18 protein-coding genes and 2 tRNA genes are annotated in these 14,948 nt (G+C 52.4%); 17 read left to right on the forward strand and 3 right to left on the reverse strand.

The features are described 5' to 3' along the window. Positions 1-326: 326 nt before the first annotated feature. Positions 327-1,145 (reverse strand): MBL fold metallo-hydrolase, encoded by an 819-nt coding sequence (locus LQZ19_RS10810; protein WP_411047675.1) that lies wholly within the window; start codon positions 1,143-1,145, stop codon positions 327-329. Between the two features lie 359 nt (positions 1,146-1,504). On the opposite strand from LQZ19_RS10810, the gene LQZ19_RS10815 reads away from it, so the two are divergent. From LQZ19_RS10815 to rsfS, 8 genes are all read left to right on the forward strand, one after another. Then, entirely contained in the window at positions 1,505-2,296 is a 792-nt protein-coding gene (locus tag LQZ19_RS10815; RefSeq protein WP_411047676.1) for a ZIP family metal transporter, read from the forward strand. A gap of 261 nt (positions 2,297-2,557) precedes the next feature. Then, positions 2,558-2,875: a 50S ribosomal protein L21 gene (rplU, locus tag LQZ19_RS10820; RefSeq protein ID WP_411047677.1), complete on the forward strand. Its 318-nt coding sequence runs from the start codon at positions 2,558-2,560 to the stop codon at positions 2,873-2,875. A 19-nt stretch (positions 2,876-2,894) separates the two neighbouring features. Then, on the forward strand, positions 2,895-3,227 hold the full coding sequence (locus tag LQZ19_RS10825) for a ribosomal-processing cysteine protease Prp (RefSeq protein WP_411047678.1): 333 nt from the start codon (positions 2,895-2,897) through the stop codon (positions 3,225-3,227). Position 3,228: 1 nt separating this feature from the next. After that, positions 3,229-3,489 carry a 50S ribosomal protein L27 gene (gene rpmA, locus LQZ19_RS10830; protein WP_411047679.1) on the forward strand — a complete coding sequence of 87 codons (261 nt, stop codon included), beginning with the start codon at positions 3,229-3,231 and terminating at the stop codon, positions 3,487-3,489. Positions 3,490-3,582: 93 nt separating this feature from the next. Then, positions 3,583-4,596 carry an Obg family GTPase CgtA gene (gene cgtA / locus LQZ19_RS10835; protein WP_411047764.1) on the forward strand — a complete coding sequence of 338 codons (1,014 nt, stop codon included), beginning with the start codon at positions 3,583-3,585 and terminating at the stop codon, positions 4,594-4,596. Further along, positions 4,593-5,780, forward strand: coding sequence for a nicotinate (nicotinamide) nucleotide adenylyltransferase (gene nadD / locus LQZ19_RS10840; RefSeq protein WP_411047680.1), 1,188 nt, complete (start codon positions 4,593-4,595; stop codon positions 5,778-5,780). The genes cgtA and nadD overlap by 4 nt, the downstream gene beginning before the upstream one ends. Then, complete coding sequence (locus tag LQZ19_RS10845; RefSeq protein ID WP_411047681.1) at positions 5,761-6,981, forward strand: LCP family protein; 1,221 nt, start codon at positions 5,761-5,763, stop codon at positions 6,979-6,981. The genes nadD and LQZ19_RS10845 overlap by 20 nt, the downstream gene beginning before the upstream one ends. After that, on the forward strand, positions 6,956-7,318 hold the full coding sequence (gene rsfS / locus LQZ19_RS10850) for a ribosome silencing factor (RefSeq protein WP_411047682.1): 363 nt from the start codon (positions 6,956-6,958) through the stop codon (positions 7,316-7,318). Before LQZ19_RS10845 ends, rsfS begins: the two co-directional genes overlap by 26 nt. 6 nt (positions 7,319-7,324) lie before the next feature. Here rsfS and LQZ19_RS10855 read toward each other — a convergent pair whose 3' ends face one another. Then, positions 7,325-7,561, reverse strand: a complete 237-nt coding sequence (locus LQZ19_RS10855) for a hypothetical protein (RefSeq protein WP_411047683.1) — start codon at positions 7,559-7,561, stop codon at positions 7,325-7,327. A gap of 198 nt (positions 7,562-7,759) precedes the next feature. Between LQZ19_RS10855 and LQZ19_RS10860 the strand changes: the two genes are divergently transcribed. The 4 genes from LQZ19_RS10860 (at position 7,760) to LQZ19_RS10875 (ending at position 8,784) form a co-directional block, all read left to right on the forward strand. Beyond that, positions 7,760-8,011, forward strand: coding sequence for a CopG family transcriptional regulator (locus tag LQZ19_RS10860; RefSeq protein WP_411047684.1), 252 nt, complete (start codon positions 7,760-7,762; stop codon positions 8,009-8,011). Further along, positions 7,989-8,495 carry a type II toxin-antitoxin system VapC family toxin gene (locus LQZ19_RS10865; protein ID WP_411047685.1) on the forward strand — a complete coding sequence of 169 codons (507 nt, stop codon included), beginning with the start codon at positions 7,989-7,991 and terminating at the stop codon, positions 8,493-8,495. The genes LQZ19_RS10860 and LQZ19_RS10865 overlap by 23 nt, the downstream gene beginning before the upstream one ends. 93 nt (positions 8,496-8,588) lie before the next feature. Next, positions 8,589-8,663: transfer RNA gene (locus LQZ19_RS10870), tRNA-Asp, on the forward strand. 48 nt (positions 8,664-8,711) lie between these two features. Further along, a tRNA-Pro gene (locus LQZ19_RS10875) sits at positions 8,712-8,784 on the forward strand. Between the two features lie 132 nt (positions 8,785-8,916). Here the strand turns inward: LQZ19_RS10875 and LQZ19_RS10880 are convergent. Next, positions 8,917-9,810 carry a helix-turn-helix domain-containing protein gene (locus tag LQZ19_RS10880; RefSeq protein WP_411047686.1) on the reverse strand — a complete coding sequence of 298 codons (894 nt, stop codon included), beginning with the start codon at positions 9,808-9,810 and terminating at the stop codon, positions 8,917-8,919. Between the two features lie 115 nt (positions 9,811-9,925). Between LQZ19_RS10880 and LQZ19_RS10885 the strand changes: the two genes are divergently transcribed. Genes LQZ19_RS10885 through LQZ19_RS10905 form a run of 5 tightly spaced genes read left to right on the forward strand, consistent with a single transcriptional unit; the run spans position 9,926 to position 14,890 of the window. Continuing rightward, positions 9,926-10,243, forward strand: a complete 318-nt coding sequence (locus LQZ19_RS10885; protein ID WP_411047687.1) for an L-rhamnose mutarotase — start codon at positions 9,926-9,928, stop codon at positions 10,241-10,243. 33 nt (positions 10,244-10,276) lie between these two features. Beyond that, a complete protein-coding gene (locus tag LQZ19_RS10890; RefSeq protein ID WP_411047688.1) occupies positions 10,277-11,797 on the forward strand; it encodes a sugar ABC transporter ATP-binding protein in 1,521 nt (506 codons plus the stop codon). Then, entirely contained in the window at positions 11,794-12,771 is a 978-nt protein-coding gene (locus tag LQZ19_RS10895) for an ABC transporter permease (protein ID WP_411047689.1), read from the forward strand. The genes LQZ19_RS10890 and LQZ19_RS10895 overlap by 4 nt, the downstream gene beginning before the upstream one ends. Further along, complete coding sequence (locus tag LQZ19_RS10900) at positions 12,768-13,751, forward strand: ABC transporter permease (RefSeq protein ID WP_411047690.1); 984 nt, start codon at positions 12,768-12,770, stop codon at positions 13,749-13,751. The genes LQZ19_RS10895 and LQZ19_RS10900 overlap by 4 nt, the downstream gene beginning before the upstream one ends. Before the next feature lie 59 nt (positions 13,752-13,810). Then, positions 13,811-14,890 carry an autoinducer 2 ABC transporter substrate-binding protein gene (locus LQZ19_RS10905; RefSeq protein ID WP_411047691.1) on the forward strand — a complete coding sequence of 360 codons (1,080 nt, stop codon included), beginning with the start codon at positions 13,811-13,813 and terminating at the stop codon, positions 14,888-14,890. Positions 14,891-14,948: the final 58 nt, after the last annotated feature.

Here is a 14,948-nt window from a genome sequence, read left to right on the forward strand (position 1 = left end):
CGCAGGGGATGATTTTGTTTTTGTTTCTCTGACGCGGCGGTTGGGGGGGGGGGGGGGGGGGGGGGGTAGAGTTAGTTAGTTTAGTTACTATAGAAGCAACGTGTTCATGCTCTGTATCCGGAAGGACGCCAGGCGCCGTTTTGAAATCCCACATATATTGCAGTATATCTTGTTTTTGGCGGAAAACAGCTATCTTTTGTCCAGACTTGGAGGGGATTTTCTAGACTTTCTTCCAGGGAAGGGTGTCAGGCACCGTTTTTGTCCCTTTTCATAAATACATTCTTTATATAGTATGCCGATTTTTGTTTCCCCTTTATAACGAATATTCATAAAAACGGGTAGGCAATGTTGGCTATTTTGCCATCCAACCGTTTAAAATTACTATCTTTCTTTTTGGCATAAACGCAGGGGCGGCCCAGGTGCTCACTTGGAACCGCATCATCGGTTCCAGCGATAATTTCACCACATAATTCGATTGCTTCATCAATGATGATTTTCGGTACAGGCCATAGGCCGTGGCCTCCCCACATAACATCAAAATAGGGCTGAAATCTTTTGAAGTGTTCCAGGCTTTCTTGATATTCGTGTATCGGGGTTGAATGGGGGAGAAATAAAAGAGTATTGCTGTTACAGGCATCCCCTGAAAAAACAATTTTGTTACTACGATCCAGAAGGACAATGCTGCCCTTGGTATGTCCGGGGACGGAAATCACTTCGATATTCCGGTCCCCCAGGTCAAAAGTAAAACCATCATTAACGGGAAATGTTTTTATGGGCTTGGCTATACTAAAATCACTTTCCAGCAAAATAATATTTTTACCTGATTTTTTTATACCATTTTTAACGTATTCTATTCTTCGTTCTTCCGTTTCGTATATCAGAGGAATGTCAGCGGGATGGATAAAACAAGTATCAAAGTCAAAATTGCCCCCTACATGATCTATATGACCATGGGTATTCACTACGGTGATGGGTAAGTCCGTTAGTTCCCGGCAAAAAGCCCTTAAATTCCCTACTCCGATAAGTGAATCTATGAGGAGCGAATTAGTTTTCCCCTCCACAAGATAACACAACTCATTACCAAGACCGATGATAGCGGTAGTACGAGGGGCAATTTCATTCGTGGTAAAAAATTTTGAACCCATAAAATACTCCTAACCCATACCAGTATTGAAAAGCAAGTGCTTTTCAATACCATCTTATATGGTTCGATGCCGCCCTGTCGACTGGAGACGAAAGACGCGTAGCGGGGCTGCTCAAACGGGTTCTTGTGCACCCCCAATGCCCTTTCTTCAGTATTACTGACAAAGGCGGGAGGGGTCGGGGGCATCCCTGACCGAGCACATATGGAATTCACCGCCGCAGGAGACCCGCCTGCGGGGCTCCGGAGGTGGGTTCTACATGCGTGCGAGCGCCAGGGATGCCCCCGACCCCTCCCGATTTGCCGATAGTTATTCTTAATTTAGAACTGGCAAGAAAGCCCCGAAGACCCTATACTTAACTCATGCGTGAACTACTATGGGTTGCCACCGGTACGGGTTTCATTTTTCTCATGACCTGCCTGGGTTCGGCCATGGTTTTCCTCTTCCGCAAGCAGACCGGCAGGATCCTGCAGACCCTGTTCCTGGGATTCGCGGCGGGCATCATGGTTGCCGCAGCGGTGTTTGGCCTTCTGGTTCCGGCCATTGACGAGGCGCAAGCCAACGGCGGGGTAGGGTGGGTTCCTGCCGCCGGCGGCTTCATTATCGGGGTCTTTTTCCTGTTCCTCCTTGACCGCCTAATCCCCCATTTGCATCCCGAAACCAACACCCGGGAGGGCCCTTCTTCTTCCATGAAGCGGACCACCCTGCTTGTTTCTGCGGTAACCCTGCACAATATCCCCGAAGGGATGGCGGTGGGCCTGTCCTTTGCCCTGGCAGCCCAACATAGCGAAGATCCCTCCATGTATATCTCCGCCATTGCCCTGGCCCTGGGGATTGGGATACAAAACTTTCCCGAAGGCGCGGCGGTGGCCCTCCCCCTAAGGCAGGAAGGGCTGAGCAGCGTTAAAGCGTTCCTTATAGGCTGTCTTTCCGGGGTGGTGGAGCCCATCTTCGGCCTCCTCACGGTGCTTATTGCCGCCCTTATCGCACCCTACATGCCATGGCTCCTGTCCTTTGCCGCGGGGGCCATGTTTTACGTGGTAGTGGAGGAGCTCATCCCCGAGGCCCACCTTGGAGAACATTCCAACGCCGGAACCATGGCCGTTATGGCCGGCTTCCTCCTGATGATGATCCTGGATGTAGCCCTGGGCTAACCCAATTAAGAATAATCACGGACCACACGGACTAAGAGGAGAGAAAGAGAAACCGCAGAGGACGCAGAGGAGACACAGAGGACGCAGAGGGGGAGAAAGGGGGTACTTCTTTTTTTCCTCTGTGTTCTTCCCTCTGCGTCCTCTGTGTTAAATCTTTTTGTCCGTGAGGTCCGTGGTTATTCTTAAAGCCCACTTGACTATCCGAAGCCCTTTGTAGTATAAATTACTACTGTTCGTATTTTGAAGAAAGGATGATATACCATGTACGCTTTGGTTGAATTTAAGGGAAAACAGTACAAGGCCGAGAAAGGGGCCATATTAAAGGTTGACAGGATCGACGCCGAACCCGGTTCCGCAGTGGATATCGATTCGGTGCTTTTGGTTGCCAATGGAACTTCAGAGGTGACCGTGGGCGCCCCCTATGTGAAGGGCGTGAAGGTGTCCGCGGTGGTGGAAAGCCATGGAAAGGACGCTAAGATCATCGTTTTTAAGTATATGCCGAAGAAAGATTATCGGCGTAAGCAGGGGCACCGTCAGCAGTATTCTATCATCAAGATTGAGGATATTATCGGGGCTTAGCCCTCGAACCAAAGCTTAGATGATACGTGTCGAGGCGGCTTTGGATGAGGCGGGACTACTGAGGTCCTGCCGGGTCGAAGGCCACGCCGGGGCGGGACCAAAGGGCGGCGATATCGTATGCGCCGCCGTATCGGTCTTAACCAGGACGGCCTTGCAGGTCCTTTCCCAGCGGGAGGGGATCACGGTTCGGGGGGAAGCCCCTGAACGGGGAATTGTCAGAATAGAGATCGATTATACCGGCCCAGGGAGGGAGTTCCTTTCCGCAGCCGGGGCCTTCCTGTTGGAGGGGTTAAAATCGGTTGCCGGGGAATACCCGGATTATTGTACCATGCATATATCAACGGAGGAATGAAATGGCTCGGAAAAGGGGCGGAAGCGGCGCTAAAAACGGAAGAGATTCGAATCCCCAATACCTTGGGGTTAAGGCATCCGATGGGACGCCGGTAAAGGCGGGGACCATTATCGTACGGCAGCGGGGAACCAGGGTTCATCCCGGCGCCAATGTGGGCTGCGGAGGGGATTTTACCCTCTTTGCCCTGGCCGATGGAACCGTGACATTTACTACCCGCAGGGGCCGGAAACTAGCCGGGGTAGTACCCGCGGTGGTGGAATAGCCGCTGGTAACCCTCAGACGGAAATGCGGATCGGAGTTTCGATGACAATGATAAACGCGCGGCGTGCCGGGGGGTACGCCGTTTTTATTTATGATCGATAAATTTGCCGATGAGGCGTTGATCGAGGTTTCCTCCGGCTCGGGGGGTAACGGCTGCGTAGCCTTCCGGCGGGAAAAGTATGTCCCCCTGGGCGGGCCTTCCGGCGGCGATGGCGGCCGGGGCGGGGCGGTGGTCTTTGAGGTCCGCCGTAACCTGCGCACCCTGGTCCATCTGCGCTACAAGCAGAGTTTCAAGGCCGAAAACGGCCGGGACGGGGAGGGCTCCCAGCGTTACGGCCGTAACGGGGAAGATACGGTGATACCCGTACCCCCGGGGACGGTACTCAAGGATGCGGAGACCGGAGAGATTATTCGGGATTTTGGCCGCCAGGAAGGGTCCTTCCTGTTCCTCAAGGGGGGAAACGGCGGCTGGGGAAATATCCACTTCAAGTCGTCGGTAACCCAGGCGCCACGGAAGGCCCTGCCGGGAAAGCCCGGCGAAAAGCGGCGGCTCCGGGTGGAGATACAGATTCTGGCGGATATCGGTCTGGTGGGCTTCCCCAATGCGGGGAAATCGTCCCTCCTGGACCGGTTCACCAATGCCCGGCCTAAGATTGCCCCCTACCCATTTACCACGAAGATACCAAACCTGGGGGTGCTTACCCTGGGAGATCGGGACATCATCCTGGCGGACATACCGGGGCTCATCGAAGGAGCTTCGGAAGGGGCCGGCCTGGGAATACGGTTCCTCAAGCATATTTCCCGTACCGCCGCCCTGGTTTTTCTTATCGATCTGTCCCAGGACAATTACCTGGCAGCCTTTGATATCCTTTACAAAGAACTGGATGCCTTTTCGCCGGATCTGGTCAGGAAGCCAAGGCTCCTGGTTGGAACCAAAACCGATCTGGGGAATGGCGGGGAGATTTTCCCGGCGAAGCGGCTGGAGGAACTAAAGGCCCGGTATCCCGAAGAGACGGTGCTGGGGATCTCGGTGTTTTCCGGGGAAGGGCTGGAGGAACTGACCGCCGGCCTGGGAAGATTGGCCGCCGCCGGGGAAAAGGAAAATTGAGATTCGCGATCCTGGGGGGCAGCTTTAACCCCATCCACATGGGCCATCTTTTTCTGGCGGATACGGCCCTTTCCTCCCTTGGGTATGATAGGGTCATTCTGGTACCCGCCTATACTTCCCCCTTTAAGCCCGACGCCCAGGGCGCCTCCGCCAAGGATCGGTTGGATATGCTGATCGCCTCCATACCTGCGGATTCCCGGCTTACCATTGAGGACGGTGAAATACGGCGGGAAGGAGTTTCCTATACCATTGATACCATTAAGGATATCCTGGAACGATACCGGCCCGAGGGAAAGCCGGGACTTATCCTGGGGGATGATCTGGCCCGGGATTTCCACAAATGGCGGAGCGCCGCGGAGATAGTATCCCTTACGGATATCATCATTGCCCACCGGCTTTCTGCGGAGGACCTGCCCTTTCCTTTTCCCCATAAACGGCTGGAAAATGAAATCATGGAGCTTTCTTCGGGGAACATCCGGGATCGTCTCCGGAACGGAGAAGCCTGGAGCTATCTGGTCCCCCAGGGGGCGCGGCTCATTATTGAAGACCGCCTGCTGTACGGCCTGGGCGAACCGGCAAAGAGCCGGGAAGGCATCTCCCTGGAGCTTATTACGGGTATAGAAAATGCGGTGCATACCATGATAAGCCCCTCCCGGTTCCTCCATTCCCGGAACGTTGCCCTCCTTGCGGAGGATCTTTGCCGGCGTTTCGGCATGGATCCCCCCTCGGGTTACCTGGCCGGAATCGCCCACGATATGTGCAAGTCCCTTTCGGAGGAAGAATTGATTCGCCTGACTAAGCAGGATGGCCAACCGCTATCCAATCTGGAGGAAAAAAAGCCCTCCCTGCTCCATGCCCGGGCTGCGGCGGTATTGCTTAGGGAACGCTTCGGCATCCATAATAAAGATATCCTCGAGGCAATACGGCTCCATACTATGGTGGACACCGAAATGGGCCCCCTGGCAAAGGCGGTGTTTATTGCCGATAAAATTGAGGTTTCCCGGGAACATGTAAGCTCCGGCCTCCGGGACTTCCGGAGTTTTACCGGCCTGGACGCCCTGTTTGCTGCGGTTCTGGAAGAAACCGTGGCGTATCTCCGCTCCCAGGAACTTACCCTTTCCAAGGGAACGCTGCGCTTATTGGAAGTCATTAAAGGAGAGGCTTTTGAGAAAAACAAAGGCTGATGCCAGTGCTTTTCTTTTGCTGTTGATCCTTCTGCTCCTTGGGGGAGGGATTTCCTTCATCATTCTGGCCATGCGATTCGACCCGATTGAGGAAGCCCTTTCGGGGGACCGGGTAATTTCGACTCTTTTTATTATTGAGGGGAACAAAAAACCCCTGAGTTCCTACGTTCTGTTCTACTATCCGGCAACCCGGCGGGCGGCTGTCTTTGATATACCCGGTGAAGTAGGACTGATCATCCCGCGGATCAACCGGGTAGACCGGATTGATACAATGTACGACCCCCAGAGGATAAGCTTATTCGAGGGGGAAGTAGAAAATTTTTTGGGGATTGATGTAAATTTTTCTGTGGTGATAGATCTGGAGAACCTGGGAAAGGTGGTTGATCTCATTGAAGGGGTCGAATTGTTTATCCCTGCCCCGGTGGGAATATACGAAAAGGGCAACACGGTACTCTTTCCCTCCGGTGTAACCCGGCTGGATGGGGACAAATCCCGGAGTTACGTCACCTATGAGCTTCCCGAGGAGGACCGGGAACTGGCCCATTTCCGCCGGCAGCGTTTTTTCATTGGGTTTATTAAACGGCTGGGCGAAAAGGCCGAATACCTCAAGAAAACAACCGTTGCCCAGATATACCGGCCCCTGCTGAAAACGCCCATGGATCCCCGGACCCGGATTCGGCTTTTTGACGAGCTGGCCAAGATTGATATGGATCGGGTAAACATTCAGTCCGTGGGGGGTATTACCCGGGAAGTTTCGGGGCAGGTGCTCCTCCTTCCCCTATACGACGGCAGCCTTATCAAGGAAATTGTCCGCCAGTCCCTTGCAGCCCTGACGAGGCAGGGGGAGGGGACGCTTTCCGAGCGGGTTTTTACCGTGGAGATCCTGAACGGAACCGCCACGGCGGGACTTGCGGGAAGGACCGCGGATCTGCTCCGGGGCTTTGGGTATGACGTTATTTCCATCGGGAATGCGGACCACAATGACTACGAAGTCACGGAAATAGTGGATAGGTCCGGTTACGAGGACATGGTTAGGACCTTTGCGGATATCATCCGGTGCCGGAATATCCGGCGTGATTCGCTGACGCCGGAAAATATTGAACTGGGGATAGAGATAAATATCCAGAATCTGGAATATCGTTCAGACTTTACCCTCATCATTGGAAAGGATTTTAATGGAAGATACGTTTTGGGCGGATGATAAAAACACTGCCCTTGAATTGGCTGCCCTTATCAAGGAGCACCGTGGGGAAAGTGTTATTGTGATGGATCTGCGGGAAATCAACTATTGGACCGACTTTTTTGTGGTAGCCACCGTGTCCAGTAATACCCATTTACAGGGTTTACAACGGCATATCAAGGATTATGCCCATGAAAAGGGCATAGAAATCCTCCGGCGGCGGCGGAAAACCAATGCCGATGACGGATGGAACCTCACGGATCTGGGAAACATTGTGATTCACCTTATGTCGGAGAAATCCCGTTCATTTTATGAACTGGAGCGGCTTTGGAGCGCTGCGGTGATCATAAGCCCATAGCTCCGGCTATTCATCAAAGTCGTCGTCGAAATCCATGTCCTCTTCATAGTCGTCATCAAAATCGTCGTCGTCATCATCGTCATCAAAATCGTCGTCGTCATCGTCGAAATCGTCATCGAAGTCATCTTCAAAATCGTCTTCCATGTCATCAAAATCGTCTTCTTCCTCCAGATCGTCATCATCATCGTCATCCAGGGCAAAGAAGGAAGGAAACCTGTCATTGTACGTACTGCTTAGAACCATATCATTCTCCGTTAGAATATGAGGATTCCCTTGAAACATAAGGGGAAGGTTCAGTATCTGTCAACTGGTTTTTGTTGTGTATTGTATTTTTTTTTTGTATCCGCCGAAAAACACGGTTTATTTGACAAAAAAACGTCCTATAAGCCTTGACGTGAGCAGCTATCTGTAATACACTCTGTATTACAGGAGAAGAATGTCATGACCAGCGCCAGGTTACCTGAAGAACTAGAACAGCGTCTCGATATCGCCGTCAAGGCAAAACATATTACCAAGACTGAATTCATACGGGAGGCGGTGGCTGTCTATTTATCCCGGGAAGAGACCGAAAAAAGCTCCTGGGAGCTTGGGGAACCCTATTTTGGAAAATACGGCAGCGGGGACGGCGGCCTATCCGCAAACTATAAAACCCGTATAAAGGAAAAGCTCCATGCTAAACACCATCCTCATTGACGCAGGTCCCCTGATAGCCCTCTTTGACAAGGATGATACCTACCACGAACCGGTAATAAACTTCCTTCGCGGCAAAAACTATCAGTTTATCAGCACCTTGGCGGTACTTACCGAAGTTTGTTATATGCTTGATTTCAGTATCAAGGCCCAGACGGACTTCTTTGAGTGGGTGAACCGCCATGGACTTATCCTCCACGAAATCCTCCAGGAAGACCTTTTACAAGTATCATCGCTGATCAATCAATACCATGACTTACCCATGACGCCGGGCGCGGTAGCGCCCCTTGAATCCTTCCTATCGGCAAACTCTTTAGATGCCGCGCAAGCGGCTGCCTTGAAGGAGCGTATGGATTTTGCCGATGCGACCCTGGTGATAGCTGCGGAGAAGCGGGGCATCAGGTCCATCATCAGCATCGACTCTGATTTTGACATCTACCGCCTACCCGGGAAGCGGATGATCAAAAACGTATTTACCCAAGAATAACCACGGACCACACTGACCGCACGGACAAGGACGATAATGTAAAATGGTATACTTGACTTTTTTCAATCCGTTTATTATGCTATTAAAACTTATGGGGGTGTAGTGAAGCTGGTTTATCACGCTGGCCTGTCAAGCCGGAGATCGCGGGTTCAAGCCCCGTCGCTCCCGTCGGACCAAACGGTCCGCTAGCCCGTCCCATGGGACGGGTTTTTTTTTCGGGTAATAGCGCAGTTGGTAGCGCGCTTGGTTCGGGACCAAGAGGTCCCCGGTTCAAATCCGGGTTGCCCGACAAAATAAATTCTTATCCACAAAAGGCCGGATTTGAACCGGGGACCTGGGCCGTTCGGAAGGCGAAAGCCTTTCGAATGGTCGCGAAGCTGGAACCCGTCGGCGTCAGCCGCGACTCCCGCCTTTGTCTCCCCTAAATCAGCTTATTCCAGTCCGAAGGCGCAATCCCTGTCTTATTCTTAAAAAGCCGGGAAAAATAGTACTGATCCTCAAACCCCAAGCGATACGCCACCTCTTTTACCGATGCATCCTTCTGTTCCAGCAAGCTTTCGGCCTTAAGTATCTTTATATGGATAAAATACTGATAGGGCGTCATGGACGTATAGGTTTTGAATATTTCATTCAGCTTAGAGGTACTTACCCCAATCTGTTCGGAGATATCCGATAGGTTGACGGCACTGAAAATATTCGTTTCCATAAGATATTTCGTCTTTTCTACTATCTTTTGGTACGAATTTGGCTGATCCTTCCGCCGTTCCCGGGTCAGGATCTCCGCAAGCAGGGAAATAATCCCCGAACAGGCCTTTAACTGAAAGAGGGGGCGCTGGTTTTTGACCTCATCAATGATCTGGTTAAAGGTGGATATCATAAAATCATAGAGACCGACTTCAAAAAAGATCCGTTCCTTGGAAAGAACGCCCCTCTCCATCAATTTGATAAAATATTCCCCCTGGAAACCAACCCAATATTCATGCCACCCGATCTCAAACACCGGCTTATACCGGTGCCTCGTCCCCGGCAATAGGATAAAAGCAGAGCCGGGCATAAGGGTATAGACAGTCTCCCCGAGCTCAAGTGTACCCTGCCCAGCGGTGATGTATATTAGCTGAAATGTGGGCAGCACACGGCCTTCCGCGACCGACCGGAATAGGGCGGGATGGTCGTTTTTATAGGGGGGATACTCGATATTTGGGGGCGCCTCCATGCTGCCCACATTGGCGCAGACCATGCCCAGCTTCTCATCCTCTTCGCTGTAGGGAAGGTAATGCCAAAAGGGCCCCCGGGCATTGCCGGATTTTGATTCCACTATTCTATAATACAAAAAAAGGTGGTTTATTTCCATCCTCACAGGAGAAATATCCATTTACGTCATGAAAAATCCGGGGGAGACTAAAAATTAACGCTCATTAAGGAAGGAAGCTATGGAACGATTTGCGTGGAAGGCAAAACTGCTCCCGGGGGCTAAGGCGGAATACATTCGCCGGCACAACGAGATTTGGCCGGAAATGACTGAACTCTTAAACAATGCGGGGATCCACAATTACACCATCTGGTGTATGGGGGACGAGCTTTTCGGTTATTATGAAGCCGAAAAGGGGGTCGATTTTGCCGCAAAAGCGCAGGCAGGGAGCCCGGTAGTTGATCGCTGGAATGAATATATGAAGGATGTTATGCGGATGGAAATTGATCCCCAAACCGGAACCGCCTACCAATTGGAGCAGGTTTTTTTTCATCCGTAAATGATTTTTTTAAACTTTAATTAAGAGGTAGGAATGAGCCAGATAGCTCTGGGTTTATCGTCAATTGTAAAGACCTTTCCCGGAATCGTTGCTCTGGATGATATGAATTTCGAGCTCCGCGTCGGGGAAATTCACGCGATCTGCGGGGAGAACGGCGCGGGGAAGTCCACCCTGATGAAGGTGGTCTCCGGGGTTCATGCGCCGGATCGGGGAACTATCTCCCTGTTCGACCGGGAAGAAAAGATTACCAGCCCCCTGGACGCCTTTTCCAAGGGCATTGCCATTATTCACCAGGAAACCAGTTTGTTTGAGGAAATGACCGTGCTGGATAACCTCTTCCTGGGCCGGGAAATCATTAAAAAGGCGGGGCCTTTTACGGTGCTGGACTACAAGGCCATGGCGGAAAAGATGGGGAACATCCTCAAGGGTCTGCATATTTCCATTCCGGTGGATGAAAAAATCAAAAACCTCGGGATGGCCCAAAAACAGATGGTGGAGATCGCCAAGGCGCTGACCTTTGAATCCCGAATTCTGATTCTGGATGAACCTACCGCCTCCCTGACCCAGGAAGAAGTGGACGCCCTCTTTACCATTATCCGGGGTTTGCGGGACCAGGGGGTCAGTGTGGTGTACATAAGCCACCGGCTGGAAGAAATTTTTACCCTTTGCGACCGGGTCACGGTGATACGGGACGGGCATTATATTTCTACCCGGAAGGTTTCGGAAACCAATAAGGACGAACTGGTGGCCGATATGGTAGGCCGCAGCATGGACAGCTACTACCCCAAGGCGGAGGTGGAAATTGGAGGGGAGCTTTTTTCCGTAAAAGGTCTTGGGGCACAGGAACTGCTCCACGATATCAACTTTACTATCCGAAAGGGAGAAATACTGGGCTTTGCGGGCCTGGCGGGCTCCGGAAGAACGGAGCTGGCCCTGACCCTCAGCGGCTTTACCCCCCCGGTACGCGGAGAAATTACCCTGGAAGGCCGGCCGGTACGTTTTAAGAATTATCGTCAGGCAATGGAACAGGGGCTGGTGTACGTGTCCGAAGATCGGGGCAAGTACGGCATAATTGTTAACATGAGTGTTAAGAACAATATTGTCATGCCCCAGTTGGAACGGATCGCCCGTTGGGGGGTAATAGACCACGAGCAGGAATATACGGTGGCAGAAAAGATGCGGGAAAGCATGGGCATTAAAGCCCCGGACACGGACTTTCTGGTGATGAACCTTTCCGGGGGCAACCAGCAGAAGGTGTCGGTCAGCAAAGCTTTGGCGCTGAACCCCAAACTGCTTATCCTGGACGAGCCGACCCGGGGGGTCGATGTGGGCGCCAAGGCGGAAATTCACCGTATCATCAGCAAGATGGCTGTTTCGGGCTTAACAATTCTGATGATCTCCAGCGAACTGCCGGAGCTCATCGGGATGTGCGATCGTATTTATGTGATGAAGGACGGAACTATTGCGGGATGTTTTAACCGGGACCAGTTTTCCCAGGAAGAAATACTGCACATCGCCCTGGCTTCCGAGGGGAAAAAAGAGGCGGCCCTATGAAGCAAAAGATTCATTTTTCCGCCGAAGCCTATCTGGGCTTGTTTCTTTTGGGGATACTGGCGCTGTTGGCAATTTTTACCCCCGGATTTTTCGCCACCAACAATGTGATGAGTATGCTCAACCGGTTCAGCTATATTCTCATTGCCGCCATCGGTATGAACCTCATCATTCTAACTTCCAATATTGATGTTTCCGCGGGAAATCTGATATCCGTGGTCTGTCTTACCATTGCCGCCCTGGGGAAACTGAACGCGGGGCTCCCCATCCTGCTGCCCGTGGCCATGGTCATGGGGGCTTTACTCAGTTTGATAAACGCCCTGTTCATCACCAGGTTCCGTATCCCCGCCATAGTGGCGACCCTGGCGACGGCCCAGCTTTTTTCCGGCGTGCTGCCCCTGATCGTGGAGGGTTCCATCTACGATCTGCCCCGCAGCTTTACCTGGCTGGCCTTTGAAGCCAAATTCCTCGGGATAATACCGGGGAGTGTGCTTATCATGATCGTGATTACCATCATAGCATTGCTGTTTATGAAGTACTCCCGGTTCTCCAAAAAAATCTACGCCATTGGTAATAACGCTGAGGCCGCCCGATTGACGGGAATCAATGTTAATAAGGTTGTGCTGGTCGCCTATGCCATAGCCGGAGCGCTCTTCGGGGTGTCCGCCACCATTATTGCCACCGCCAGCCAGCGGGTAACCACCACCATGGGTACCGGGCTGGAGATGACCTTTATTGCGGCGGTTGTCCTGGGGGGTACCAGCGTTGCCGGGGGCAGCGGCAAGGTACTGGGAACCGTGTTTGGCGCAGCGGTGCTGTCTGTTATCGCCCCGGCGGTAAACTACCTGGGGATCAGTTCCGACTGGTCCGACGCGATCATGGGCGCCATCATCATATTTGCGGTTATCGTAAGCGCCCTGCGCTTAGAGGGACGGAAACAGGCAGCGCCCGCAGTAACAGGGGGGGCTTCCCTATGAAGCGGAAAAAACTCAAGTTTACCTTTACCTGGGCGCTCATAATACTTCTGTTGGCGCTCTTTGTGGGGATTGCCTGCATCAACAATGTTTTTCTTTCCTTCGACTATCTTGTGGGGGTTATGCTCCGCAATATTGTTGAAATCGGTATGATGGCCCTGGCGGTTACCCTTATTGTTATTACCGGGGGGATCGATCTTTCCGTGGGGTCCATCATGGTGCTATCCGCCATGATAGGCGGTATTGCGGCGGCCAGGGGCGGAAATGTCCTGGGGGTTTCCGCAGCGCTGCTTACCGGAATTGCCTGCGGGCTCTTTAACGGCTTTTTAATTGCCCGGATAAAAATTTCGCCCCTGGTGACTACCCTGGCCACCATGTATTTGTACATGGGACTTGCCCGGAGCTTCTCCCACGGGGACAGCGTCTATTCCTACCCCGCAAGCCAATGGCTGGGCTCCACCGATGTGGGCGGCTGGGTTCCGGTGCAGATATTCTTCTATGTAATACTGGCGCTGGTGTTTTGGTTCATCCTGGCAAAGACCACCCTGGGCCGTAAACTTATCGGCATCGGGCTCAACGAAAACGCCACCATGTTCAGCGGCGTAAACACCCGCCGGGTAAAGATGATCATCTACGTTTTAAGCGGCCTGATCTGCGCCTTTGCGGGGCTTATCTGGCTGGGCAGGTTTACCAGCATCAAATATGACGCCGGTACCAGCCTGGGTTTAAAGGTTGTTACCATAATTGTGCTGGGGGGTACCAGTATTATGGGCGGTATCGGAGATATGAAGGGCACCATCCTGGCGACCCTTATCATTGCGGTTCTTAACAGCGGCCTTACGGTACTTAATATTCCTATCGCCGCCCAGACCATTGTGCACGGTCTTATTCTGGTAATAAGCCTGGTAAGCTACTTTATCCTAAACAACAGGGTGACCAGGAGCCGCATTGTGAAAATAAAGCCCCGGACCGGGGCAGTATAAACATGTGTTTTCGGCGGCGCTGTGCCGCTGATTATAAAACCAAATTCAGAAGGAAGATTATGAAGAAAGTTTTAGGAACAGTATTGGTACTATTCGTAGTGTGTTCGGCTATAGTGTTTGAAGGCTGCAGCAAGGATTCGTCATCGGGAACGCTCAAGATCGCCATGATGCCGAAGTTCAAGGGCGAAAACTATTTTGACGCCGTTAAGATTGGCGCCCAGGAAGCGGTTGACGAACTTAACAAAAGCGGGAAGGTAGTAGATTTCCTGTACGACGGTCCGTCTCAGGATCAGGCCACCAATCAAAAACAGGTGGATATCCTTGAAGGATGGATTGCCCAGAAGGTCAGTGTTATCCTCGTTTCCCCCAACGATCCCACCGCCATTGCGCCGACATTGAAGAAGGCCCAGTCCCGGGGTATTAAGGTGCTTACCTTTGACGCCGATGCCCAGGCGGACGCCCGGGATCTGTTTATTAACCAGGCCGTCTCATCGGGCATTGCCCTGGGTCTTGTCAAAAGCGCTGCGGATAACCTGAAGCTTAAGGGCTATGGCCCGAGTGCTCCGGTGAATGTGGCCCTTGTTTCTTCTGCAAAGACCGACGCCAACCAGCAGGAATGGCTTGCGGAGATCAAGAAGCTTCTGGCCGCCGGTGATTACAATTGGTTAAAAATCAAGAATGAAGACTCCGATGTGTACTACCCCGGCCCGGACGAGACCGCCACCCAGTCCCAGAGCGGCACCCTGATTGGCCGAATGGGCCCCGGCGCCGATCAGATCCAGGCGGCCATTGGCCTGACCTCCATGGCATCCCCGGCCTTGGGTTCCCAGTATGAAGCGGCATCGGTAAAACCGGATGTTTCCAAAACGGTTATCACCGGTCTGGCCACGCCGAACGCGCTCAAGTCCTATATCAAAAACTCCGCCAATCCCCTGGATGCGGGAGTTCTGTGGAGCTGTATGGACTTAGGCTACCTTGCCATACAGAGCGGTTATCAGCTGGCGAAGGGAACCATCACCGGTTCCTCGGCATCCCTGACCGCCGGACGCATTGGCCAGCGGGACATATCAAACAAGACCATAATCCTCGGTCCTGCGCTGATATTCGACAAGAACAATGTGGATCAGTTTAACTATTAATTATTCTGCGTAACAGAAGGGCCTGTCCGCATTTCGGGCAGGTCCTTCCCATCGCTGC

This window comes from Treponema primitia (assembly GCF_046533075.1).
GTDB lineage: Bacteria > Spirochaetota > Spirochaetia > Treponematales > Breznakiellaceae > Termitinema > Termitinema primitia_B.